General features: G+C 52.2%; 19 protein-coding genes. 16 read left to right on the top strand and 3 right to left on the bottom strand.

Features of this window, described 5'->3' with window-relative positions:
* Position 1: 1 nt before the first annotated feature.
* From HF324_RS33600 to HF324_RS14205, 8 genes are all read left to right on the top strand, one after another.
* Complete coding sequence (locus tag HF324_RS33600; RefSeq protein ID WP_258539525.1) at positions 2 to 625, top strand: efflux RND transporter permease subunit; 624 nt, start codon at positions 2 to 4, stop codon at positions 623 to 625.
* Positions 622 to 1935, top strand: coding sequence for an efflux RND transporter permease subunit (locus tag HF324_RS14235; protein WP_258539524.1), 1314 nt, complete (start codon positions 622 to 624; stop codon positions 1933 to 1935). The genes HF324_RS33600 and HF324_RS14235 overlap by 4 nt, the downstream gene beginning before the upstream one ends.
* The gene (locus HF324_RS14230) at positions 1919 to 3238 is read left to right on the top strand and encodes a TolC family protein (RefSeq protein WP_220101316.1); all 1320 of its coding nucleotides are present in this window, start codon (positions 1919 to 1921) and stop codon (positions 3236 to 3238) included. Before HF324_RS14235 ends, HF324_RS14230 begins: the two co-directional genes overlap by 17 nt.
* Positions 3216 to 4427: an efflux RND transporter periplasmic adaptor subunit gene (locus tag HF324_RS14225; RefSeq protein ID WP_168860102.1), complete on the top strand. Its 1212-nt coding sequence runs from the start codon at positions 3216 to 3218 to the stop codon at positions 4425 to 4427. Before HF324_RS14230 ends, HF324_RS14225 begins: the two co-directional genes overlap by 23 nt.
* A 3-nt stretch (positions 4428 to 4430) precedes the next feature.
* Positions 4431 to 5654, top strand: a complete 1224-nt coding sequence (locus HF324_RS14220) for an efflux RND transporter periplasmic adaptor subunit (protein WP_168860101.1) — start codon at positions 4431 to 4433, stop codon at positions 5652 to 5654.
* A 33-nt stretch (positions 5655 to 5687) separates the two neighbouring features.
* Positions 5688 to 6242 carry a DUF3347 domain-containing protein gene (locus HF324_RS14215; protein WP_168860100.1) on the top strand — a complete coding sequence of 185 codons (555 nt, stop codon included), beginning with the start codon at positions 5688 to 5690 and terminating at the stop codon, positions 6240 to 6242.
* Positions 6243 to 6258: 16 nt separating this feature from the next.
* On the top strand, positions 6259 to 6897 hold the full coding sequence (locus HF324_RS14210) for a DUF3347 domain-containing protein (RefSeq protein WP_168860099.1): 639 nt from the start codon (positions 6259 to 6261) through the stop codon (positions 6895 to 6897).
* A 65-nt stretch (positions 6898 to 6962) separates the two neighbouring features.
* Entirely contained in the window at positions 6963 to 7409 is a 447-nt protein-coding gene (locus HF324_RS14205) for a heme-binding domain-containing protein (protein WP_168803107.1), read from the top strand.
* Between the two features lie 12 nt (positions 7410 to 7421).
* Here HF324_RS14205 and HF324_RS14200 read toward each other — a convergent pair whose 3' ends face one another.
* Entirely contained in the window at positions 7422 to 7892 is a 471-nt protein-coding gene (locus HF324_RS14200) for a hypothetical protein (protein WP_168803106.1), read from the bottom strand.
* Between the two features lie 108 nt (positions 7893 to 8000).
* On the opposite strand from HF324_RS14200, the gene HF324_RS14195 reads away from it, so the two are divergent.
* The 7 genes from HF324_RS14195 to HF324_RS14165 all read left to right on the top strand — a co-directional run bounded on the left by HF324_RS14195 (position 8001) and on the right by HF324_RS14165 (position 17358).
* Complete coding sequence (locus tag HF324_RS14195) at positions 8001 to 8975, top strand: helix-turn-helix transcriptional regulator (RefSeq protein ID WP_168860098.1); 975 nt, start codon at positions 8001 to 8003, stop codon at positions 8973 to 8975.
* Positions 8976 to 9160: 185 nt separating this feature from the next.
* Positions 9161 to 9451, top strand: a complete 291-nt coding sequence (locus HF324_RS14190) for a hypothetical protein (RefSeq protein WP_193114995.1) — start codon at positions 9161 to 9163, stop codon at positions 9449 to 9451.
* Between the two features lie 145 nt (positions 9452 to 9596).
* Positions 9597 to 10787, top strand: coding sequence for an efflux RND transporter periplasmic adaptor subunit (locus tag HF324_RS14185; RefSeq protein ID WP_168803103.1), 1191 nt, complete (start codon positions 9597 to 9599; stop codon positions 10785 to 10787).
* A 19-nt stretch (positions 10788 to 10806) separates the two neighbouring features.
* Positions 10807 to 13977: an efflux RND transporter permease subunit gene (locus HF324_RS14180; RefSeq protein WP_168803102.1), complete on the top strand. Its 3171-nt coding sequence runs from the start codon at positions 10807 to 10809 to the stop codon at positions 13975 to 13977.
* Between the two features lie 25 nt (positions 13978 to 14002).
* Complete coding sequence (locus HF324_RS14175; RefSeq protein WP_168860096.1) at positions 14003 to 15421, top strand: efflux transporter outer membrane subunit; 1419 nt, start codon at positions 14003 to 14005, stop codon at positions 15419 to 15421.
* A 65-nt stretch (positions 15422 to 15486) separates the two neighbouring features.
* A complete protein-coding gene (locus HF324_RS14170) occupies positions 15487 to 16590 on the top strand; it encodes a sensor histidine kinase (RefSeq protein ID WP_168860095.1) in 1104 nt (367 codons plus the stop codon).
* 9 nt (positions 16591 to 16599) lie between these two features.
* On the top strand, positions 16600 to 17358 hold the full coding sequence (locus tag HF324_RS14165) for a LytR/AlgR family response regulator transcription factor (RefSeq protein WP_168803099.1): 759 nt from the start codon (positions 16600 to 16602) through the stop codon (positions 17356 to 17358).
* Positions 17359 to 17362: 4 nt separating this feature from the next.
* On the opposite strand, the gene HF324_RS14160 is transcribed toward HF324_RS14165, so the two are convergent.
* Positions 17363 to 18517: a FecR family protein gene (locus HF324_RS14160; RefSeq protein WP_168803098.1), complete on the bottom strand. Its 1155-nt coding sequence runs from the start codon at positions 18515 to 18517 to the stop codon at positions 17363 to 17365.
* A 41-nt stretch (positions 18518 to 18558) separates the two neighbouring features.
* Positions 18559 to 19110, bottom strand: a complete 552-nt coding sequence (locus HF324_RS14155; RefSeq protein WP_168803097.1) for a sigma-70 family RNA polymerase sigma factor — start codon at positions 19108 to 19110, stop codon at positions 18559 to 18561.
* A 508-nt stretch (positions 19111 to 19618) separates the two neighbouring features.
* Here HF324_RS14155 and HF324_RS14150 point away from each other — a divergent pair.
* On the top strand, positions 19619 to 22942 hold the full coding sequence (locus tag HF324_RS14150; RefSeq protein ID WP_168860094.1) for a SusC/RagA family TonB-linked outer membrane protein: 3324 nt from the start codon (positions 19619 to 19621) through the stop codon (positions 22940 to 22942).
* The last annotated feature ends 22 nt before the right edge of the window (positions 22943 to 22964 follow it).

Genomic DNA, 22964 nt, shown 5'->3' with positions numbered 1-22964 from the left:
CATGAACTGGCTGAAAAAAATATTCAAAAAAACACCACAGTGGATCAGCGAAGAGGAACGGCTGAAAGTGATCGAGCAATCCAGCAAACAGGTGTCGCGCGGCGTGTTTTTCGCTACCATCATCATCATCACCTCTTTTCTGCCGGTGTTTATGCTCACCGGGCAGGAAGGGAAACTGTTCCACCCGCTGGCCTATACGAAAACATTTATCATGATCATGGACGCCCTGCTGGTGATCACGCTGGCGCCGGTCCTGATCTCCTTCTTCATGAAAGGTAAATTCCGGCCGGACAATGCCAACCCGGTCAACCGCATACTGGAGCGCATATACGAACCCATTATCAAAGGCGTATTAAAATGGCGCAAGACCACTATCGCCATCAATGTGATCGCCCTGGTGATCACCATTCCCCTGCTGAAAAGCCTGGGCAGTGAATTTATGCCGCCGCTGGACGAGCAGAGCATCCTGTTCATGCCGGTGACCCTTCCCGATATCTCCAACGCAGAAGCCAAACGTATCCTGCAGGTACAGGACAAAATCATCAAATCCGTACCGGAAGTGGAGAAAGTACTGGGCAAGGCCGGCCGCGCCAGCACCGCTACCGACAACTCCCCATCAGCATGATCGAGACGATTATCATGCTGAAGCCTAAATCACAATGGCGGGAAGGCAAAACGAAGAAAGACATCATCGACGAGCTGGATAAAAAGCTGCAGATACCCGGCGTGGTGAACGGATGGACACAGCCCATCATCAACCGCATCAACATGCTGGCTACCGGTATTCGTACAGACGTGGGCGTGAAAGTGTACGGCCAGCAGCTGGACACCATCGCCGCCGTTTCTGAGAAAGTAAGGAAAGCGCTGGAAGGCACGCCCGGTATCACCGACCTGTATGTAGAACCCGTTACCGGCGGCAAATACCTCGATATCACCGTTCGCCGCGCCGACCTGGCCCGCTACGGCCTCAATGTCGACGATGTGAACCAGACCGTGGAAACCGCCCTGGGCGGCGCTCCTATCGGTAACACCATCGAAGGGCGGCAACGTTTCTCCATTAGCGTGCGGCTGGCGCAGGACTACCGCAACAGCGTAGAGCGCATCCGCCGCATCCCGATCATGTCTGCCTCCACCGGCGAAGTACCCTTGTCCGCCGTAGCCGACGTGAAATTCACCGACGGTCCGCCCATGATCACCTCCGACAATGCCATGCTGCGTGGCGCCGTACTGTTCAACGTGCGTGGCCGCGACCTCGGCAGCACCGTACAGGAGGCCATCAAAAAAATGGGACAGGCACAAGGCATCCTGCCGCAAGGCTACTACCTGGAATGGAGCGGCCAGTATGAAAACCTCATCCGCGGCCAGCAGACATTATTATGGATTGCGCCGGTGGTACTGGTCATCATATTCTTCTCGCTCTACTTCGCCTTCCACTCTGTCCGCGAAGCTTTCCTGAGCCTCATCACCGTGCCTTTCGCCCTTATCGGCGGCGCCTATATGATCTATTTCTGGGGCGTAAACCTGTCCGTGGCGGTAGCCGTAGGCTTCATCGCCCTCTTCGGCATCGCGGTGGAAACGGGCATCGTGATGGTCATCTACCTCAACGACGCCATGCAGCAGCTGGTGAAACAGAAAGGTAACAGTTCCGAAACCATCACCCGGGAAGACCTGCGGACACATGTTATCTACGGCGCCGCCAAAAGGCTCCGTCCCAAACTGATGACCGTCTGCGTGTCTCTCTTCGGGCTGGTGCCCGTTCTGTGGGCCAACGGCGTAGGCACCGATGTGATGCAGCCCATCGTACTGCCCATGATCGGCGGCGTGCTCACCTCCTCCACGCATATCCTGCTGGTGACACCGCTGATCTTCCTCATGACAAAAGAATATGAATTGCGTAAGCACGGAAAACTGGAGATCCATGAAGTACATCACTAAATATAAGCACGCAAAGGATTTGCACGCAAAGGCGCGAAGCAGCAAAGGCGCAAAGATCGTAACCGGTTTTTTTATGCTGGTGATGTCTTTGGTGACATCTGCCGCCACTGCGCAACACGCGCCGGTATTGTCGCTGCAAAGCATCCTGGAGAAAATAGACAGTAACAACGTGCTGCTGCAATCCTACGGCCTGAAAGCGGAAAGCTACCGCCACAGCGCCGAGGCAGCCACCGCCTGGATGGCCCCCATGGTGGGCGCCGGCACCTTTATGACGCCCTATCCCGGCCAGACGCTGATGGACGACCGCGACAAAGGCAGCCTGATGCTGCAGCTGGAACAGGACATTCCCAATCCGGCCAAACTGTCCGCAAAGAAACGCTACATCGCTTCACAAGGCAACGTGGAAATGGCTACCCGCGGCATTACGCTCAACGAACTGAAGGCGCAGGCCAAACGCCTGTACTATACCTGGATCGTAGCGCAGCAGAAAATCCGCGTACTGCAGGAAAATGAAAAAATCATGCAGACCATGCAAAAGATCGAAGAGGTGCGGTTTCCCTACAACCAGTCACAGCTCAGCGGCGTGTACAAAACCGCCGCCAAGCTGGAAGACAACCGCAACATGATCCGCATGCAGGAAGGCACCATCGCCAAAGCGCGCTCCTGGCTCAACAGCCTCATGAACGCGCCCGGTAACCAGTCTTTCGATATCGATACCACTTTTCAGCCTGTCTTTGAACAGGCATCGTCTTACGATACCGCCTCCCTGGCAGCCGTGCGGCAGGACGTGGTGAAGATGAATGAAAGCATCCGCTCCATGCAGCTCAACGTCGAAGCCATGAAGCGGGACAAGAAGCCGGATTTCAGGATACGCTTCGACCATATGCAGCCGCTGGGCAGCATGATGCCAAAGGCTTTCAGCGCTATGGGCATGGTGAGCATCCCTATTGTGCCGTGGGCTTCCAAAATGTACAAGTCAGGCATCAAGTCCATGGAATACAGCGTAGCGGCCATGGAAAAAGAGAAAGCTGCCATGTTACAGGAGACACAGGGTATGCTGTACGGCATGCAGTACGAGATCCGGTCCATGCAGCAGCGCATCACCGCCATGGAAGACAAGATCGTGCCTTCCCTGCGCCAGACGCTGGATGCCGGCTTCCTGAACTACCAGGAAAACAAACAGTCGCTCTCCGCTGTCATCGACGCCTGGGAAGCGCTGACCATGATGCAGTCCAATATTCTGGACGAAAAACTGAAACTCTATGAAATGATCGTGGATTATGAGAAACAGCTATATCGTTAATATCAATATCCTGTCTGTGACAGCCGTCGCGTTGCTGACGCTCGCCGCCTGCCAGCGTAAGCCGGCGCAGACACATGCTACCGGGCACGCACAAACGCCGGACAGCAGCATTACCGCGCTGACGCAGCCGGTCAATGCCCGCGTGATCGCCACCATCCCGGTGATCAAAGCCAGCAGCGGCACCCGCATCCATACTTCCGAGGTGAGCGGTGTCATTACCTATGATACCCGCCGGCAGACCAGCATCGCCAGTCGTGTAGGCGGCCGCATCGAAAGGCTGCTGATCAAATACAACTACCAGCCGGTCAGCAAAGGGCAGCTGATCATGGAGATTTATTCTCCCGAGCTGGCTGCTGCACAGCGGGAGCTGTTGCTCGTGGCCAGGCAGGGCGGCCCGTTGCTGGACGCCGCCAGGCAGCGTTTGCAGCTGCTGGGCATGCAGTCCGGGCAGGTAGAACAGGTGCTGAAGACGGGGCGTATCCTTTACCGTATCCCGGTATATAGTAACGCCAACGGCTATATCCTGGAACAGGGCAGCGCCGCAGCACCGGCCGCCATGGCTCCCACCAGCACGGCAGCAGCGCCTGCAGGCGACGGTATGGGCAACATGGGCGGCGGTGGTGGCGCCAGCGCTCCTGCAGCCGCTACGCCCGCAGCGCCGGCCAATACGCCCGTAATGCTGCGCGAAGGGCAATATGTAAGCGCAGGGCAGTCGCTCTTCACCATCTACCAGGCAGACAACCTCGTGGCGGAATTCGCGTTCCCAGTTGCGCTGGCAGCGAAGATAAAACCGCAGCAACGTCTGCTGTTTTACCCGGTGCATGATAAAAACGCTATGCAGCCCGGCAGCATCGGGCTGATAGAGCCGGTATACCGCAACGGCCAGAACTTCACGCTGGTAAGGGTGTACCTGGGCGCGCACCATTTCCGCGCCGGACAGCTGCTCACCGCCAGCATACCGCTGGTGTACCGCGAAGGCTGGTGGCTGCCGGCCAAAGCCGTGTACCGCTCCGGCAACCAGTCGCTCGTATTCCGTAAAACCAACGGCGCCTTTACGCCCGTGGCTGTAGAAACCGGCGCCGCCGTAGGTGGCATAGTACAGGTAACGACAGCTATCGGCGACTGGGAAGTGGCTTCCAATGCCGCCTACCTGGTGGACAGCGAAAGTTTTATCAAAACACAACCTTAGATTATGGAAAGAAAACATTTCTTACGCAACATAATGCTGGTAACCGTGGCGCCTGCCGTATTGCTGGCCGCCTGCAAGGAGACCGGCAAGCCCGCTGCACAGACAGGTCCGCAACAAACGTTTACCTGCCCCATGCACCCGCAGATCGTGCAGAACAAACCCGGCACCTGCCCTATCTGCGCTATGGACCTGGTACCGTTCGACAAGAACAACAAAGACCATTCCCTCACGCTGGACAACAGCCAGATAGCCCTTGCCAATATCACCACCATGACCATCGGCGCGGGTAACCTGGCCGGCTTCAAACAGCTGAACGGCCGGCTGGCCATCGATCCGGAGAAGACCAACGTTATCTCCAGCCGCGTACCGGGACGCGTGGAAGTGCTCTACGTACGGGAGACAGGCGTGAAAGTCACCAAAGGACAACCGCTGTACCGCATCTACTCCGAGCAACTGGCAGCCCTACAGCAGGAATACCTGCTGGCAGCCGCACAGGCACGGCAGTTCCCCGAGGACGCCCGCTTTGCGCAGATCGAAAAAGGCGCCCGCCAGAAGCTGACGCTGTACGACCAGTCGGATGCCGCTATTCAGCAGCTGCTGCAATCCGGGAAAGTAAATCCTTATGTAACTTATCCTGCCACCCAGAGCGGCATCGTCTCCGAGCTGTCAGTCACCGAAGGACAGTATGTGGCCGAAGGTGGCCCTGTGATGCGCCTGGAAGGGTATCAGCAGTTATGGGTGGAAGCGGACCTGTATCCCGCAGAAGCCGAAGCCGTTAAACCAGGACAGACCGTAAAAGTGATGGTGGCCGGCTGGGAGCAGGAACCGCAGCAGATGACGGTGCAGTTCATCAACCCGGCCCTGCAGAGCGGCAGCCAGCTGATGCAGCTGCGCGGCACTATCCCCAACCCGGACAACCGCTGGCAGCCCGGACAACAGGCCAGCATCCTGCTGCCCGTCAAAAGTAAAAACGACATACTGACGTTACCGGTAGATGCCGTTATCCGTGATGGCAAAGGCACCCACGTATGGATCGAAAAGAGCAAAGGCAAATTTGAGCCGCGCATGGTCACCACCGGCATGGAGAATTACGACGCCGTAGAAATCGCAGACGGTCTCGCCGCAGGCGATAAAGTAGTGGTCACCGGCGCCTACCTGCTGTACAGCGAATATATCCTGAAAAAAGGGGCAGACCCGCTGGCAGCGGCAGCCGGTCATCAACATTAAACAATCAACTGTTAATCATAAAAAATCATCAGCATGACATCATTCGTAAAAGCGGGCATACCCGTACTCTCCGCTCTCCTGCTGGCCGCCTGCGGTAACAGCGCTTCCACCGGCAGCAATGCCGATTCGTCCCATCAGCATCAGCCGGAACCGGCTGCCGCTGCCACAGCACAGCCAGCGGCCCTGCAGCTGAAAGATGATCAGCTCAACGCCGTATACCAGCAATACCAGCAGCTGTCCGAAGCCCTCGTGAAAGGGGACGCCGGCGCTGCCCGCATCGCCGCCAACGCCATCGAGGTGGGCGCCAAAGACCTCACCGGCGGCGCACAAACCGCCAGCACCGCCGCCGCCATCGTAGCCGCAGCAGATATTGAAGCGCAGCGTACCGCCTATGCATCGCTCAGCAACGACCTGATCGCACTGGTGAAAAAATCGGGCGTGAGCAGCGGCACCCTGTACGTTGACTTCTGCCCGATGGCGCTCAATGACAAAGGCGGCTACTGGCTTAGCACCGAAAAAGGCATTCAGAACCCCTACTTCGGCGACCAGATGCTCACCTGCGGAGAAGTAAAAGAAACGATTCAATAACACCTAACGTATACGCATGAAGACGATCATCATCACCACCCTGACTGTCACCACACTGGCCTTCGCCGCCTGCAACAACCAGCCTGCCAGCCATGAGGGCAGCCATACCGACAGCACCGCCGCCGCACATCATCACGATGCAGCACCGGCCGCCGCTGCAGATGTCACCACCGTACAGCCGCAGTTCACCGATGTGGACCCGGCCATCGCCACAGCCATGAAAGGCCTGGTGGACGGTTACCTGCAACTGAAAAACAGCCTCGCCGCTGACGACGATGCCGCCGCGGGCAAAGCCGGACAATCCATGAGCGCCGCACTGGCACAGGTGGACGCTTCCCGCTTAACGGCAGATCAGAAGAAAATCTATGACAACAACGAAGAAGATCTGAAAGAACATGCCGATCATATCCGCAAAAACGTGGGCAATATCGCTCACCAGCGGGAGCATTTCGTGATGATGAGCGATGATATGTATGAACTGGTAAAAGCTTTCGGGGGCGGCCAACCGCTATACCGCACGCATTGTCCCATGTACGATCAGAATAAGGGCGCCTACTGGCTCAGCGAATCCGTCACCGTAAAGAACCCTTATATGGGAACTAAAATGGCTGACTGCGGGTCGGTAAAGGAAATGATCGACACAGGAAAACCATAAACAAGTCAGCTTATTTCTTTATATTTGAACCATCCCGGGGCTTTTTTGCCCCGGGATAAATAGCTATGAAAAAAGGCAAATTGATCGCGGGTGCATTGTTGCTCATTTTCGCCGGTATACAGCTTTTCCGGCCTGTTAAAAACCAGGGGAATGATCAAACAGCTGACATCAGCAAGGTAATCTCCATACCGGACAGCATTCATACTCTCCTACAACAAGCCTGTTACGACTGTCACAGTAACTACACGAACTATCCATGGTATGCGGAAATCCAGCCGGTGGCCTGGTGGCTCGACAACCATGTACAGGAAGGTAAAAGAGAACTGAACTTTCATGAGTATGGTAAATATACGCCCAAACGCCAGGCGCATAAACTTAAGGAGATGAAAGAACAGATTGCCGAAGGCGAAATGCCACTGTCATCCTATACGCTCATACACCGGGAGGCTATATGGACGCCTGCACAACAACAGGCCGTTATTGCCTGGATAGATAGCGCCATGGCAAAGTAACGCCCCTGACACTCAGGTGAATTTCAGCACACCGCAGGAGAAGATCGCCAGCAACAATAACAGCTGCAGGATATAGAACAGGTTCAGCCGCGCTTTCAGCGGCTCCAGCGAAATACCGATATTTTCATTGGAAGCGGCGGACTGTAATACCGGCTTCATCTTCAGCCCCAGCCTTCTTCCCATTATCCCGTTGACGATCACCAGCAGAAACATGACCATCTTAATCCTGAACCAGAGCTGTTCTCCATAGACGCCGTGCACCTGAGCCATCATAATAGTACCCGATACCAACAACAGCAACATGCCAATACCCATTGCTACAGGAAAACGGGCCGTCAGGTCGAGGATAGCCACCGCTCTTGTTCTGTCAGTAGCATAAATTTTCCAGAAACGGCGATTTGCCAGAAATCCTGCCAGTACAATGCCTGCCACCATGGCCAGCCCGATAATGTGCGTCAGTAAACTCAATAAATAGGTGTTCATCTTAGCTAAATTTTATACCTGCAAAGGTCTGCCCCGCCCGCCTTTTCCATTTACATTAAAAGGAGCCTTATTTATATAAAAAGGAATTAGATTTGTAAAAAAAGTACCATGCCGCTTGAATGGGATGATTCCGGCAATGCCACCTCCAGGGCCGACGACACAAGACCGGATATTAATGCACCGCAATTGCATGAAGGCGCCACCGAAGTATCTCTCCCCTTCGGACGGGGAAAGATGTGCAACTGGCAGTTTGATGGTATCCGCATGATCAAAAGTGACTGGGAATATCACAGCCGCAGCCAGATGAGCTGGCAGACCGAAGCGGACCTGGTCCACCTGCACTTCCTGATGAAAGGACACCTGGTCATGGAGCCGCTGGAAGGGAAAGTGCCGGTCCATTTTACCAGCAACACGCACAACATGTTGTTCAATAACGGGGAGCGGGGCGTGCTGAATATCCAGGAACTGGAAGCTTCCGCTTTCATCCTGCAATTCACCAAGGATACTTTCGTGCAGCTCACCGAACATTCCGACGACGCATTGCAACGGTTTGCCGACAAGGTGCTGAGCGGAAAACCCGGCATACTGTCCGCACAATCGATGCCGATCAGCCTCCCCATGCAACAGGCCATCTATTCCATTAACCATTGCGATTACCAGGGCGGCATCAAAAAGATGTTTCTTTTTTCCAAAGCCATCGAAATGCTGGTGTTACAGGCAGCGTCCTATCACCAGCACCACCACCGGAAAAACCCCGTCGTACGTACACCTTATGACCGCGACCGGCTGTACTTTGCACGCGAGCATCTGGCGCAAAACCTGGAGAACCCTCCTACCCTCTCCGCGCTGGCCAAACTGGCAGGGCTCAACGAATACAAACTGAAACACGGCTTTAAGGAACTGTTCAACACCACCGCCTTCAGCTTCGTAGCCGAACAGCGGCTGGAACTGGCCCGTACCTACCTGCTGGACCAGCATAAGACCGTCGGCGAAATCGCCGATATGCTGGGATATTCCTCTATCCAGCATTTCAGTACCGCATTTAAAAAGAAGTTTGGCTGTTCACCGAATAAAGCGAGATGACTTTACGCCGGTTGTTACCTTATATAGCGATAGCAGTTTTGTTTACCGGAATTTACTGGTTGACAACGATCATTCCTGCCTCCTGGCTTGGCAGTGGAGCTTTTGGCGTTTACCGGCAGAGAATTCAGTTACAGGTTGAAACTTTACTGCTCTTGCTACCCGTCAGCCTGCTCGCAGTAAACACCATGGAGATACTGACAGTTACTTCCGACACCTTTCTTCTCCGATTATTAAAATCACTTGTCGCCATAGCCTTCACCTATCTGATGATGGCCGGCATATGGCATTTGTCTTCCACTCCTCCGGCTAACCTGTTCGGACCACATCGTCTGTCCTCCCACTTCATCTGCGTCATGGCTATAATGTTTACAGTGTGCCTCATCATTTGCCTTGAGATATTACAGCGCATCCTGTTTCACTATACCGGCAAAGCCGTTATCGCCCGCTATATCCCCCAATGGCTCCGGATGGACTAACCCTCAATAAACTTATCTGGAAAGCTTTTTTTCATTCCCCCCATTTTCCGGTTCATCGCCCATTTTTTCCGGTTCACCCCGATTGTCGGCAGGAGATCTCCCGTAATCGGCCACATTTGCTCTTTATAAAGAAAAAATGATGGCAATGACACACCAACAAAGCAACAAAGGAAGCAGACGACTGATCCCGGGGCTGATCATCGCCTGCCTGTTGCCGGCTGCCCTCAGCAGCTGTGGTAATAAAGCCGGCGCTGAAACTGCCGGAATGGAGGCTCCTGTGCCCGAACTGCCGGTGCTGACACTGGATTCCACCACTGCGATGACCACCAGCGATTATTCCGCCCTGCTGGAAGGTAAGGTGAACGTCGATATCCGTCCGCAGGTGGATGGTTATCTCGATAAAATCTTTGTGGATGAAGGCAGCTTTGTAAAAGCCGGCCAACCGCTGTTCCAGATCAATGACCAGACCTACCGCGAACAGCTCAACAAAGACATCGCCAGTCTGCATGCCATGGAATCTGCGCTGAATGCGGCCCAGCTGGAGGTTGACAAAGTTAAACCGCTGGTAGATAATAAAGTGATGGCCGAAATGCAGTTAAAAACAGCACTCGCCACCCTTCAGACCGCCAAAGCCAACGTAGAACAGGCAAAAGCGGCGGTAGCTTCTTCCCGTATCAACGTAGGCTTTACCCTGGTAAAAGCGCCGGTGAGCGGTTACATTGGCCGTATCCCTAAGCGTATAGGCAACCTCGTTGGTAAAGGCGATGCCGCCCCACTCACCACCCTGTCTGACATCAGCGAAGTATATGCGTATTTCTCCATGAGTGAAAACGATTTCATGAACTTCAGCAAAGGCGCTTCCGGCGTTACTTTACAGCAACAGCTGAAACAGCTGCGCCCGGTAACGCTGATCCTTTCCAACGGGGAGACCTACAGCCAGAAAGGGCGTATTGAGATGGTAGACGGTCAGTTCAACAGGACCACCGCCGCTATCAGTCTGCGTGCCACCTTCCCCAACCCCGCTTCCCTGCTGCGTTCCGGCAATACCGGCAAAGTAAGGGTAGAACAGCTCTTTAGCGGAGTAATACAGGTACCGCAGGCGGCCACACTGGAAATGCAGGACAAAGTGTTTGTGTACCAGGTGGCCGACAGCAACAAAGTAGTACGCCGTATTCTCGACCTCGCAGGCCGCAGCGGGGAGAACTTCATCGTCCGCGACGGCGTGAAGAAAGGCGATAAGATCGTGACCGCCGGCATCGAGACCCTGATGGAGGGCGCTGTGGTGAAACCTGCCGCCGGCACTAAAGCTACCGATGCCCCTGCAGCGGGAAAATAAATCCAAAGTAATACAAGCCATGCTGAATAAAATCATTCAACGACCAGTACTCGCCACCGTGATATCGGTGATCCTGGTTATCCTGGGCATCGTAGGACTTACCCGTCTGCCGGTGACCCAATTCCCCGACATTGCGCCGCCAAGCGTAATGGTCAGCGCCACTTTCCCCGGCGGCAACGCCGCCACCGTACTGCGTTCGGTGGTAACGCCACTGGAAGAAGCCATCAACGGCGTGGAAAACATGACCTATATACAGTCCACCGCCAGCAACGACGGTACGGGCATGGTCACCGTTTTCTTCAAACTCGGCACCGACCCCGACCAGGCAGCGGTGAACGTACAGAACCGCGTGTCGCAGGTAACCAGCCAGCTGCCTTCCGAGGTAATACAAGCCGGCGTTACCACCACCAAACAACAGAACGGGATGATCATGATCCTGGACCTGGTGAGCGACGACAACAAAAAATATGACGAGGCTTTCCTTCAGAACTACGCTAAGATCAACGTGATACCGGAGATCAAACGTATCCCGGGCGTAGGCCAGGCGCAGGTCTTCGGCGCCAAAGACTACTCCATGCGGGTGTGGCTGAAGCCTGAACAGTTGTCCGCCTATAATGTCACCCCCGCCGAGGTAATGAACGCTATCCGCGACCAGAGCCTGGAAGCCGCTCCCGGTAAATTCGGGGAAGGCACCAACGAGCCCTTGTCTTTCGTGATCAACTATAAAGGGAAATTCAATCTCCCCGAACAGTATGAAAAAATTGTGATCCGCGTAGCGCCCGACGGGTCTGTGTTGTACCTGAAAGATCTCGCCCGTATCGAGCTGGGATCGGCCAACTACACCACCGACAACCGTGTGAATGGTAAAGACGCCGTGACCATGGCCATCTTCCAGACCAACGGATCTAACGCCAACGCCATCCAGACCGCTATCGGCGAAGTGATGGACAACGCGTCCAAACTGTTCCCCAAAGGGATACGTTACAACGTGACCATGAGCACCAAAGAGCAGCTGGACATCTCTATCAAACAGGTGAAGTCCACGCTGATAGAAGCTTTCATCCTGGTATTCGTGATCGTGTTCCTGTTCCTGCAGGACTTCCGTTCCACGCTGATCCCGGCCATCGCCGTGCCGGTGTCGCTGGTAGGTACGTTCTTTTTCCTGCAGATGATGGGCTTTTCCATCAACATGCTGACGCTCTTTGCGCTGGTGCTGGCCATCGGTATCGTGGTGGATGACGCCATTGTGGTGGTGGAAGCCGTGCACAGCAAGATGGAGCGATCGCACCTGCCCGCCAAAGCCGCCACCATGTCGGCCATGGGCGAGATCACCGGCGCCATCGTGTCTATCACGCTGGTGATGGCGGCCGTGTTCCTCCCGGTAGGCTTCATGGAAGGCCCGACGGGCGTGTTTTACCGGCAGTTTGCGTTTACGCTGGCCATCGCCATCCTGATCTCGGCGCTGAACGCGCTGACGCTCAGCCCTGCATTGTGCGCCCTCTTCCTGAAGAACACCCACGCCGGCGAAGGCAGCCACGATGGAAAGGCCGCAGCTCCCAAAGGCTTTGCCGGCCGTTTCTTTACCGCGTTCAACAGTGGTTTTACAGCGCTCACCAACAAATACGGCCGTGCCGTTAAATGGCTGATCTCCTATAAATGGGTGGGACTTGGTTTACTCGCTATCGTGACCGCTGTCACCGTATGGCTCATGCAGGTAACGCCCAAGGGCTTTATCCCCAATGAGGACGGCAGCTTCGTGGCCTACTCCCTGTCCCTCCCTCCTGGAGCGGGCCTGGACAGGACCACCCAGGTGTTGCACCGTGCAGACAGTATCCTGCAAAAAATGCCTTTCGTGGAATCCGAGACCAGCATCTCCGGTTATAACATCCTGAGTAACGGCGCCAGCCCGGCTTATGCTATGGGCTTTGTAAAACTGAAACCGATCAAAGAACGTGGCGACACCAGCAACATCGACGACATCGTATATGTGCTTACCGAGCAGCTGGCCGCCATCAAGGAAGGCGCCTTCAGTGTGTTTACCTTCCCGACAGTGCCCGGCTTCGGTTCCTTCAGCGGCCTGGAGCTGGTACTGCAGGACCGTACCGGCGGCCCGGTGGAAAAGTTCAGCGAAACCGCCAATAAGTTCATCGGTGAGATGATGCAGACACCCGAGATAGGCGTTGCCTTTACCATGTTCAAGGCGGACTTCCCGCAGTACGAGATCATGGTGGATGCCGTGAAAGCGAAGCAGCTGGGCGTGAGCGTGAGTGATCTGATGGCGACTATGCAGACCTACTACGGCAGTAACCAGGCCAACGATTTTAACCGCTTCGGCAAATACTATCGCGTGATGGTGCAGGCCGAACCGGAAGCCCGCGGCAACCCTACCAGCCTGGAAGGCATCTTTGTGAAGAATGACCAGGGGCAGATGGTGCCGGTGAACAGTATTATCACACTAAAAAAAGTGTATGGCCCGGAGATGATGAACCGTTACAACCTGTTCAACTCCATTACCATCAACGCTATTCCCAAACCGGGCTTCAGCACCGGCGACGCCATCAAGGCCGTGGAGCGGCTGGCGGCCACCAAACTGCCGACAGGTTTCAGCTATGAGTGGACCGGTTTAAGCAAGGAAGAAAAAACGGCCGGCAACCAGATGGTGTTCATCTTCGTACTGGCGCTGGTGTTTGTGTATTTCCTGCTGGCAGCGCAATATGAAAGTTACCTGCTGCCGCTGGCCGTACTGTTGTCCATCCCTACCGGTATCCTGGGCGTGTTCCTCGCCATCAATATGGCCGGTATCGACAATAACATCTATGTGCAGGTGGGACTGGTGATGCTGATAGGGCTGCTGGCCAAGAACGCTATCCTGATCGTGGAATTTGCCGTACAGCGGCGCCGTGCGGGCAAAACGCTCCTGTCGGCCGCCCTGGAGGCAGCCAAGCTGCGTCTGCGTCCGATCATCATGACATCGCTCGCTTTTGTGGCCGGCCTGATGCCGCTGACGATCGTAAAAGGGCCGTCGGCGCTGGGCAACCATTCCATCAGTATCGGTACCGCCGGCGGTATGTTGTCCGGTGTTATCCTCGGTGTGTTCATTATCCCGGTATTGTTTATCGTGTTCCAGTACCTGCAGGAAAAAGTTACCGTTCACAAGCCGGTAGTCATCAAAGAACCTGTAGCAGTATAAACACTTTCTAAAAAATAGTATTACAATGACTATCAATAAATCACTGTTGTTCGCCATGGCCGTGCTCACCAGCACGGTAATGGCCTGCAGGGTGGGCAAAGAGTTCACCAGACCGGCCACCGCGCTGCCCGAAAAGTACCGGGACGCTGCTGTGCCGGCCGACAGCAGCAATATCGGCCAGCTGTCGTGGAAGACTTTTTTCACCGATCCGGTGCTGCAAGCCCTGATCGACAGCGCTATCGCGCATAATTTCGATATACAGACCGCCCTGAAAAATACGGAGATCGCAGCGCAGACGGTCAAAACCTCACGGCTGGGCAATCTGCCCGACATCAACCTGCAGATACAGGCCAACCGCAGTTACCCGTCGAAAAACAGTTTGAACGGCTCAATGGCCGACCAGTTTATGGGCACCCGTTACATGGACGATTATAACGCCAACGTGAGCCTGAGCTGGGAAGTGGTGGCCTGGGGGAAAATCAGCCGGCTGAAAGAGGCCGCCCTCGCCGGCTACCTGCAGAGCACCGAAGCTGCCCGCGCGGTACAGACCCGTATTGTCAGTGAAGTGGCGCAGGGCTATTACAACCTGCTGATGCTTGACCAGCAGCATGCTATCGCCGCCAGGAACCTGGCGCTCAACGACAGCACGCTGTCCATGATGCAGCTGCAATATCAGTCCGGGATGATCAACAATCTCGCTATAGAGCAAACCGCCGCACAACGGCAGGTGGCTGCCGCCCTGTTACCCCAACTGGAACAGCAGATCAAGCTCCAGGAAAACGCGCTGAGCATTCTCACCGGCACGCTGCCTGCCAGCATTGCCCGGAGCAACCGGCCTTCATCCATAGTAACAGGCAGTCCCCTGCAGGCCGGCGTGCCCGCCAGTCTGCTCAGTCAGCGCCCCGATGTACATGCCGCCGAGATGGCCGTAAAAGTAGCTAACGCCAAAGCGGGCATCGCACAGGCCAGCATGTACCCCGCCCTTAATATTACCGCCACCGCGGGTCTTAATACGTTTAAGGCCAGCAACTGGTTCAGCATACCAGGCAGCCTTTTTGAAACAGTAGCCGGCAGCATTACGCAGCCCATCTTCCAGCGAAAGAAGTTAAAGACAGATTGGGAAATAGCTAAAATCGAATGGGAAAAATCAGCTATCGACTTCCGGAGATCGGTACTGACAGCTGTAGGAGAAGTATCGGACGCTCTCGTGAAGCTGGACAAGCTCAAAGTGCAACAGGAGATGACGCAGCTGCGGGTGGACAAGCTGCAAAGCGCCACCAAAAATGCCGGCTTACTGTTTCAAAGTGGCATGGCCACCTACCTGGAAGTGATCACGGCACAAAGCAACGTGCTGCAAAGTGAACTGGACCTTGCTTCCGTACAGCGCGCCCAACAGGGTGCCGTGGTGGAGCTTTACCGCTCCCTGGGCGGCGGCTGGAAATAGTTGTAACAACATGATAAGCCTGATTATTTTATATTTAGGGCCGGTTGAAGCACTAAAAACAAGCAATGACCAAGAATAACATGGCAGAGAAGATGTTCAACAGGTATTACCGGATATTTATTATTCCGATGATATTTCTCCTGTACTACCTGTTGTCCTACCTGGTAAATCCCTACAGCGAATCCTGGGTGAGGATGTTCAAGCAGAGTAGGAAAGAGTGGGTGATAGAGATCACCATCATGATGATTTTCTGCTGGCTGATTACAGAGGTCAGCCTGATCACCGCCCGCTGGATGGACCGGTGGATTCCCTGGGAGCAGTGGCCTATCCGGCGTTTTGTGGCCCAGCTTTTTGGGCAGATTATTTCCGTGGGCATCCTGCTGAGTATATTTTACGTGGTGCTGTCGCTGATCTTCGGTCCCCGGGAGAACGAGCCGGTGACCATCCCGGAAAAGCTGGATGAGTGGCAGTTTGTCTTCGTATGTGTGATGCTGTCTATCCTGATCAGTGCCGTGCATACAGGCAACTATTTCCTGCAACGCTGGAAAACGTCTATGCTGGAGGCATCCGAGCTGGAGCTCAAAGCGTCCGAGCTACGGCAGATAGCGATGCAGTCGCAGTTACAGTCGCTCAAGCTACAACTGGACCCGCATTTTATGTTTAACAATTTCAGTACGTTGTCGGCGCTGATTGAAGAGGATAAAAATACGGCGTTGTCTTTCCTGGAAAACCTGTCGCGTGTGTACCGGTATATGATCGTGAATCTGCCGAATGACATTATCACGCTGAAAGAAGAACTACGTTTTATAAAAGCTTATATCTACCTGATCCGGATCCGTCACGGCGACAACGTAGACATCCGCATAGATGTGCCGGACGAGCTCTCCGGCCGGGGCATCCCTCCTATCACGCTGCAGCTGCTGATAGAGAATGCCATCAAACATAATGTGGCTACCGGCGAACACCCGTTGCACATTCATATTTATCAAAGCGAAGAAGGAAAACTAACTGTCAGCAATAATACACAGCGTATCCCCAATGTGATCCCGTCAACCAAACTGGGCCTGGAAAATATCCGCAACCGTTATGCCCTGCTCTCCGACCGGACCCCTGATATCCGGGAAGAAAACGGGATGTTTATGGTGACGCTGCCATTACTGGACTTTTAAATTACTTGTATGAAAATTGTGATCGTTGAAGACGAAAAGCCCAATGCCACCCGCTTAAAGAACCTGGTACTGGATATCTGTCCCGATGCGGTGGTAGATGCGATGCTGGATACAGTCACCGGCAGCGTGGCCTGGTTCAGGGAACATTCCCATCCCGATGTGGTGCTGATGGACATACGGCTGGCCGACGGCCTGTCGTTCGATATCTTTCAGCAGGTATCTCTCGAATGCCCCGTTATCTTCACCACTGCCTACGATGAATACGCTATCCGTGCCTTTAAGGTAAATAGTATTGACTACCTGTTGAAACCTATAGAGAAAGAAGACCTGCGGCAGGCGCTGGACAAGATCAAAAAAGAGCCGGCGCAGGCGGGGCCGACCGATATGGTGCAGCAGCTGCTGGAGTTTTTCAGGCAGAAAGAAGTGACCTACCGGACGCGTTTTATGCTCCCTTTCCGGGATGGCTACCGCACCGTGCTGGTAGAAGATGTGGACTTCGTTTTTTACGCCGCCAATGTGACACACCTCGTGTTAAAAGACAAATCGCATGTGGTGGTGACCCAGACGATGGATGAGCTGGAAGAGCAGCTGAACCCCGTACAGTTTTTCCGTGCCAACCGGCAGCATATCATCGGCGTACATAGTATAGACCGTATACTCCATTCTTTTGCCGGCAAATTACAGATACGGCTGAAGCGCGATCCTGAGCGGGAAGTGCTGGTCAGCAAAGAGAAAGTGCCGCTGTTTAAACAGTGGCTGGATAAATGATCTGTTATTTGAAATGCAGGCTGCCTTTTTTATCGAAGTAGTAATCTACTGTTGTCGTTGATTTCAGGTTATCGAGGAATACCGTGATGGGCTGGTTGCGTTCCAGGCTGCCGGTAAAGGTTTCCCCGGCGATGCGGGTATTGTCCATGATCACGGGTATACCGAACCAGCGGGGCAGTATGCGGGTGATATCGGCCAGGGTGGTATTGGAGAAGTAGAAGACGCCCCGGCGCCAGGAGAGTTCCTCGGGTTCGTCGAAGGGTTGGATGCGGATGCCATTGTTTGTTGCTATGGCTTGCTGACCGGGTTTGAGCGGCACGTCGTTCATTTTCACCGCGCCCTCCACTAAAGATACTTTTACGCTACCGCTATCATAGGTATTCACATTAAAGGATGTGCCCAGCACCTGTACAGTACCTTGTGCGGTATGTACCAGGAAGGGGCGCGCCGCATCTTTGGCAACGGTAAGAAACGCCTCTCCGGAAAGATATACCTCACGAGCGTCCGTGGAGAAAGGTACGGGGAACCTTAGTGTAGAAGCAGCATTCAGTGCCACTACGGTCCCATCCGAAAGCTTTATGGTGTAGTATTGCCCAATGGGGACGGCTAATGTTAAGTTTTCATTACCATGCTTGTTCTGAATGGTACTTTCGGGCAGTGAAAGCGTATTATTAGTATTGACGGCCTGTGTGGTACCAATGTGGAGGATTCCACTGTCTTTAGACAAGTTCAGCCTCTGACCATCGCCCAGCAACAATTGGACACCGGTCGAAGAATTAAGCAGCGATAAAGATTCAGGTGCCGCAGTACGGGAACGGAATAGCCATCCTCCTGTGATCGTCAATATCAGGAAGGCAATAGCGGCGGCCGATATCAACGGCTGTAGCCGACGTATTTCCCTGGCGGGCTGATTTTTCCTTTGTTGAAGCGCAGCATCCACTTCCGATTGAAATGGCATCTCCTGCCATGGGAGGTCATCAAAACGTCGGAAGTTATTGTCCAGATCTTCCTGACGGTATAAACTTTTAGTTTGCTGCCACATAACAGCCACCTGATGGTCGGTTTCGATCAGATGGTCAAGATAGGCCTCATCGGCGGCGCTGATAATGCCTCCGAGCTTTTCTGTTATCAGCCTTTGTATTTCCGGATTACTTCTCATTACGCTAATAAAGACACATTTCTAAGTTGGACGGGCTAATATTAATATACACTATTTTTCAGCAGATTGCGCAAGTCCTTCAATGCGAGCGCCATATGTGTTTTAACGGTGGCCTCGCTAATACCAAGATGGCGGGCTATCTGTTGCCGGGAATACTGATATAAATATCCGAGTTTAAAAACCCTGGAACGTACGGCGGGCAGCTTAGACATTGCATGCGACAGCTGTTGTTGCAGTTCTTTGGTCTCCAGAATGTTGACAGGTGGTTCATATTCCCCCGAAAGCTGAATGGCGGTAGCGCGTTTCCGTTTAATTTCATTTGCCCGGACCTGGTTCAGACAGCGGTTTCTGATACTGATGAAAAGAAAGTTCCTGATCGGGCCGGATAATGTGCCGGTTTTCCCCCAGTCCATTTGCCAGAGGTCGACATAAAATTTCTGTACCACATCCTGTGCTTCCGTATCATCCTGCAGTATCCCATAGGCCACTACCATCAACCATTTCCGATAGGTGATATAAATATGGGCAAAGGCTTCGGGATCATGCTCCTTCAGCTGCTGCCATAGTATCATATCATTTCCAAATCTGTTCATGACTTGCGTTCGGTAAGGTATGCTGTACGAACAAAGACTGCTAAACACCATTTCAAAGGGATAAACAGGGATGACTCACCAAAGTCAATGGCGCAACTATGAGAAGATTGCTTAAAGCCATGCGCCAATGTCTATGCTTGACGGAGGCCTATGTTTCCGTTATACAGCCGATGTAACGTAAGGCAGCATACTGTTAATGCTATGCTTCTATTTGTTACATGAAAATAAGAGATTGATGGTGGTTACTGCAGAATGGACAAAAATTAAATTGTTAAGCGGTTGTTATGAAAATTTGATATGCAAATAACGGAGTCTCATCTCAATTATAAAAATTCTATATGTTATTTTTCTGTAACCTGCATAACATTAAGTTAATATGAAAAATCCACCCCGCTGTTAGCCCTGAATAATTTAAATGTTGTCTTCATAATGGGGATACCTCATTTTAACATTCATTCAACAACAACAACAACAACAACAACTTATCCAAACCTATCAACACATTGTCATGAACATTACTCACTCCTTGCGCGGCGACAGTCTCCGCAAGCTACTGGTACTGATGCTTTACGGCTGCATCCTGTGCATCTCCTTTTCCGCTATGGCTGGCAGCCAGGGAGACATAAAGGTAACGCTGTCATTCAGGGATGCTCCGTTAAACCAGGTATTTAAGGGAATTGAAAGGCAAACCGGCCTCGTATTCATGTACAATACCAACCAGGTACAGGATTCGTACCGTGTAAGTATCAACGTAAAAGAAACAGCCCTCAGTAGTGTTTTTAAAAACCTGCTGTCGCCGCGTGGCATTACATGGGAATTCAGAATGAAAACGGTAGTATTAAAACCGGAGAAAACGGAAGCTTCCGCTAATTTGCTTCCCCCCGATTCCGCTGCCGGCCGTATTGTAACAGGTGAAGTAAGAGACATTAACGGCACACCACTCCCTGGCGCGTTTATATACATAAAGGCTACACGAAAAGGAACCATCAGCAATGAAAAAGGCGCATTTACTCTAAACAACGTCCCACACGGAGCAGTGTTATTGATTACCTACACAGGTTATGTACCACAGCAGATCAGTGCTTCCGGCAATAGCCCCCTTCATATTCAGATGGACATTGCTAACAACAAACTGGACGAGGCTGTCGTAATGGCCTATGGTGTTACCTCCCGCAGACTGAACACTGGCTCTATCAGTAAAGTAACGGCGGAAGAGATCGGCCGGCAGCCGATTTCCAACCCGCTCGCCACCCTGGAAGGACGCGTACCGGGTATGCTGGTCACACAAAGCAGCGGCGCTCCCGGCGCTTCGGTGAAAGTCCAGATCAGAGGTCAGAATTCACTCATAAACGGGACTGAGCCTCTCTATATCATAGACGGTATCCCATTTGCGCCCAACAACAACAACCTCAACAACGTAAGCTCACTGCTAACTAACGGAAACGGAGCGGGGCTAAGCCCGTTTAGCATGATTAACCCGGCAGACATAGAGAGTATCGAGGTGCTCAAAGATGCTGATGCAACAGCCATATACGGCAGCCGGGGAGCGAATGGCGTAGTGCTGATTACTACTAAAAGAGGAAAACCGGGACTAACTTCCTTCCAGGCAATAGTTAACGGAGGTCTGAGCAAGGTTACCAGGAGTTTAGATATGTTGAACACACAACAGTACATCGCTATTCGAAAAGAAGCTTTCAAAAACGACGGCATCACTCCGAGTGCAATTCCCGGCAGTATCGGATATGCCCCGGATCTGATGATCTGGGACACCACCAGATACACAGATATCCAGAAACTTCTGTTAGGAGGTACCGCTAAAGTATATAATGCTACCTTGTCCCTGTCAGGTGGGAATGCTTCTACGCAATTTCTGGTCAGCGGAACCCTTCATCGAGAAACATCTGTATTTCCTGCTGATGGCGCGGACAGCAGGCCATCATTGAACTTCAACCTGAGCCATACCTCTCTCAACAGAAAACTGACTATTTCTCTCGCCGCGATCTCAAGTTTCGATAACAATACTCTGCCAGCAGCTAGTGGATTTAGTATTCTCTCACCTCCCAACATCCCTTCTCTCTATGATTCCACGGGGCAATTAAACTGGCAGGAAAAAGGTATCCCGTTTCATAATCCGCTGGGTGATTTAGAGAAAAAGTACACCGTTAATTCCAACAATTATTTAACCCGGCTAAATCTGAATTACAAACTGCTCCCCAACCTCACCGTTGCGGTAAACGCAGGATTTAATATCATAAACACCAAAGAAACTCAGACAAGCCCTATTTTATCACAAGACCCCGTCGATAACCCAACAGGAACATCTACATTTTCAAATGGTAACATAAAAAGCTGGATTATTGAGCCGCAGATCAACTATACCACCTCTCTCTTGAAAGGAAAATTAGATGCACTGGTCGGTAGTACGTTACAAGATAATAAAAGAGACTTTCTATTTATTATGGCTACCGGATATACTTCCGACAACTTACTGGGGTCATTGGCCGCTGCTCCCAACATCTCCTATAAGACGTCAAATGATGTCAAATATAGATATCAGGCAGTTTTTGGCAGGTTAAACTATATCTATTCTGACAAATACATAATTAATTTAACGGGCAGAAGAGACGGCTCGTCTCGCTTTGGCCCGGGAAAGAGATTCTCTAATTTTGGATCAGCAGGAGTAGCATGGATCTTTAGCAATGAGAAATTTATTTCGCCGTTGTCATCTGTACTTAGTTATGGAAAACTAAGAGGCAGTTACGGAGTAACCGGTAACGACCAAATAGGCGACTATCAATACCTTCCCAGCTGGAGCTCAATGGGAGTACCTCCATATCAGGGTACTCCAGCGCTCAGACCGGACATTCTGTTCAATCCCAACTTCTCCTGGGAACGAAACAAAAAGCTGGAAATCTCCATAGACCTTGGCCTTTGGAAGGATAAAATATTGTTGTCGGCCAATATATATAAAAACAGGAGTGATAATCAACTTGTAAATGCTCCGCTTCCGGGACAGACCGGGTTTTATAGCATTCTTGAGAATCTACCTGCAGTTATAATCAACAAGGGAACAGAGCTGGACCTTACAGTCAAAATGATCAACAAGAGGGATCTAAAGTGGAGTGTTAATGGTAATATAACAATTCCATCCAACAGATTAGAGAGCTTTCCAGGACTCAGCATTTCCGGCTACGCCAATCAATATGAAGTTGGAAAATCAATCAATATCATCCGCGCCTACAAGCAACTGGGCGTTGATCCCAAAACAGGGTTGTTTACTTTTGAGGATCTCAACAATGATGGCTCCATCAACATTAAAGATCTCCAGACGGTTGCTCAAATAAATCCCAGCTACTACGGAGGAATCGGAACAGAAATACGGTACAAGAATTTCCAGTTAAACATTTTAGTTTCCTTTAGAAAACAGGTGGGAAAGAATTACCGGGCAGATCTCTTTTCGAACTACTATCCCGGGATGATGTATAACCAACCAACTGCTGTACTGGACCGGTGGCAAAATACAGGAGACATAGCTCCCTTCGAAAAATTCACCAGCATTACGTATAGTGATGCATACGCAAAAGCCTTGCTTTATCGGTTGTCCAGCGGCACATATAGTGATGCATCCTTTGTCAGAATTAAAAACATCTCCATTACTTACTCTCTTCCCCAATATTATCTGAAAAAAGTATCCGTAAAGGATTGCAAATTATTTTTGCAAGCTGCTAACCTTTTCACTATCACCAACTACATTGGTGACCCCGAAACACAAAGTATCTTTAATATACCAACAATGAGAACAATTACGGGTGGAATTCAAGTGGCCTTATAAAATTCTTCACTGCTAAATACTC

The sequence above is a fragment of the Chitinophaga oryzae genome (genome assembly GCF_012516375.2).
Taxonomy (GTDB): Bacteria; Bacteroidota; Bacteroidia; order Chitinophagales; family Chitinophagaceae; genus Chitinophaga; species Chitinophaga oryzae.
Note: the sequence above shows the minus strand (reverse complement) of the source record. Positions and strands in the feature narration are given on the sequence as shown.

What these genes read in the sequence shown, in the direction of transcription:
- HF324_RS14225 (WP_168860102.1), top strand. Translation starts at nt 3,216, where the DNA reads ATGAGAAACAGCTATATCGTTAATATCAATATCCTGTCTGTGACAGCC.
- HF324_RS14215 (WP_168860100.1), top strand. Translation starts at nt 5,688, where the DNA reads ATGACATCATTCGTAAAAGCGGGCATACCCGTACTCTCCGCTCTCCTG.
- HF324_RS14195 (WP_168860098.1), top strand. Translation starts at nt 8,001, where the DNA reads ATGCCGCTTGAATGGGATGATTCCGGCAATGCCACCTCCAGGGCCGAC.
- HF324_RS14185 (WP_168803103.1), top strand. Translation starts at nt 9,597, where the DNA reads ATGACACACCAACAAAGCAACAAAGGAAGCAGACGACTGATCCCGGGG.
- HF324_RS14235 (WP_258539524.1), top strand. Translation starts at nt 622, where the DNA reads ATGATCGAGACGATTATCATGCTGAAGCCTAAATCACAATGGCGGGAA.
- HF324_RS14175 (WP_168860096.1), top strand. Translation starts at nt 14,003, where the DNA reads ATGACTATCAATAAATCACTGTTGTTCGCCATGGCCGTGCTCACCAGC.
- HF324_RS14200 (WP_168803106.1), bottom strand. Translation starts at nt 7,892, where the DNA reads ATGAACACCTATTTATTGAGTTTACTGACGCACATTATCGGGCTGGCC.
- HF324_RS14220 (WP_168860101.1), top strand. Translation starts at nt 4,431, where the DNA reads ATGGAAAGAAAACATTTCTTACGCAACATAATGCTGGTAACCGTGGCG.
- HF324_RS14170 (WP_168860095.1), top strand. Translation starts at nt 15,487, where the DNA reads ATGACCAAGAATAACATGGCAGAGAAGATGTTCAACAGGTATTACCGG.
- HF324_RS14210 (WP_168860099.1), top strand. Translation starts at nt 6,259, where the DNA reads ATGAAGACGATCATCATCACCACCCTGACTGTCACCACACTGGCCTTC.
- HF324_RS33600 (WP_258539525.1), top strand. Translation starts at nt 2, where the DNA reads ATGAACTGGCTGAAAAAAATATTCAAAAAAACACCACAGTGGATCAGC.
- HF324_RS14165 (WP_168803099.1), top strand. Translation starts at nt 16,600, where the DNA reads ATGAAAATTGTGATCGTTGAAGACGAAAAGCCCAATGCCACCCGCTTA.
- HF324_RS14230 (WP_220101316.1), top strand. Translation starts at nt 1,919, where the DNA reads ATGAAGTACATCACTAAATATAAGCACGCAAAGGATTTGCACGCAAAG.
- HF324_RS14155 (WP_168803097.1), bottom strand. Translation starts at nt 19,110, where the DNA reads ATGAACAGATTTGGAAATGATATGATACTATGGCAGCAGCTGAAGGAG.
- HF324_RS14150 (WP_168860094.1), top strand. Translation starts at nt 19,619, where the DNA reads ATGAACATTACTCACTCCTTGCGCGGCGACAGTCTCCGCAAGCTACTG.
- HF324_RS14180 (WP_168803102.1), top strand. Translation starts at nt 10,807, where the DNA reads ATGCTGAATAAAATCATTCAACGACCAGTACTCGCCACCGTGATATCG.
- HF324_RS14190 (WP_193114995.1), top strand. Translation starts at nt 9,161, where the DNA reads ATGGAGATACTGACAGTTACTTCCGACACCTTTCTTCTCCGATTATTA.
- HF324_RS14160 (WP_168803098.1), bottom strand. Translation starts at nt 18,517, where the DNA reads ATGAGAAGTAATCCGGAAATACAAAGGCTGATAACAGAAAAGCTCGGA.
- HF324_RS14205 (WP_168803107.1), top strand. Translation starts at nt 6,963, where the DNA reads ATGAAAAAAGGCAAATTGATCGCGGGTGCATTGTTGCTCATTTTCGCC.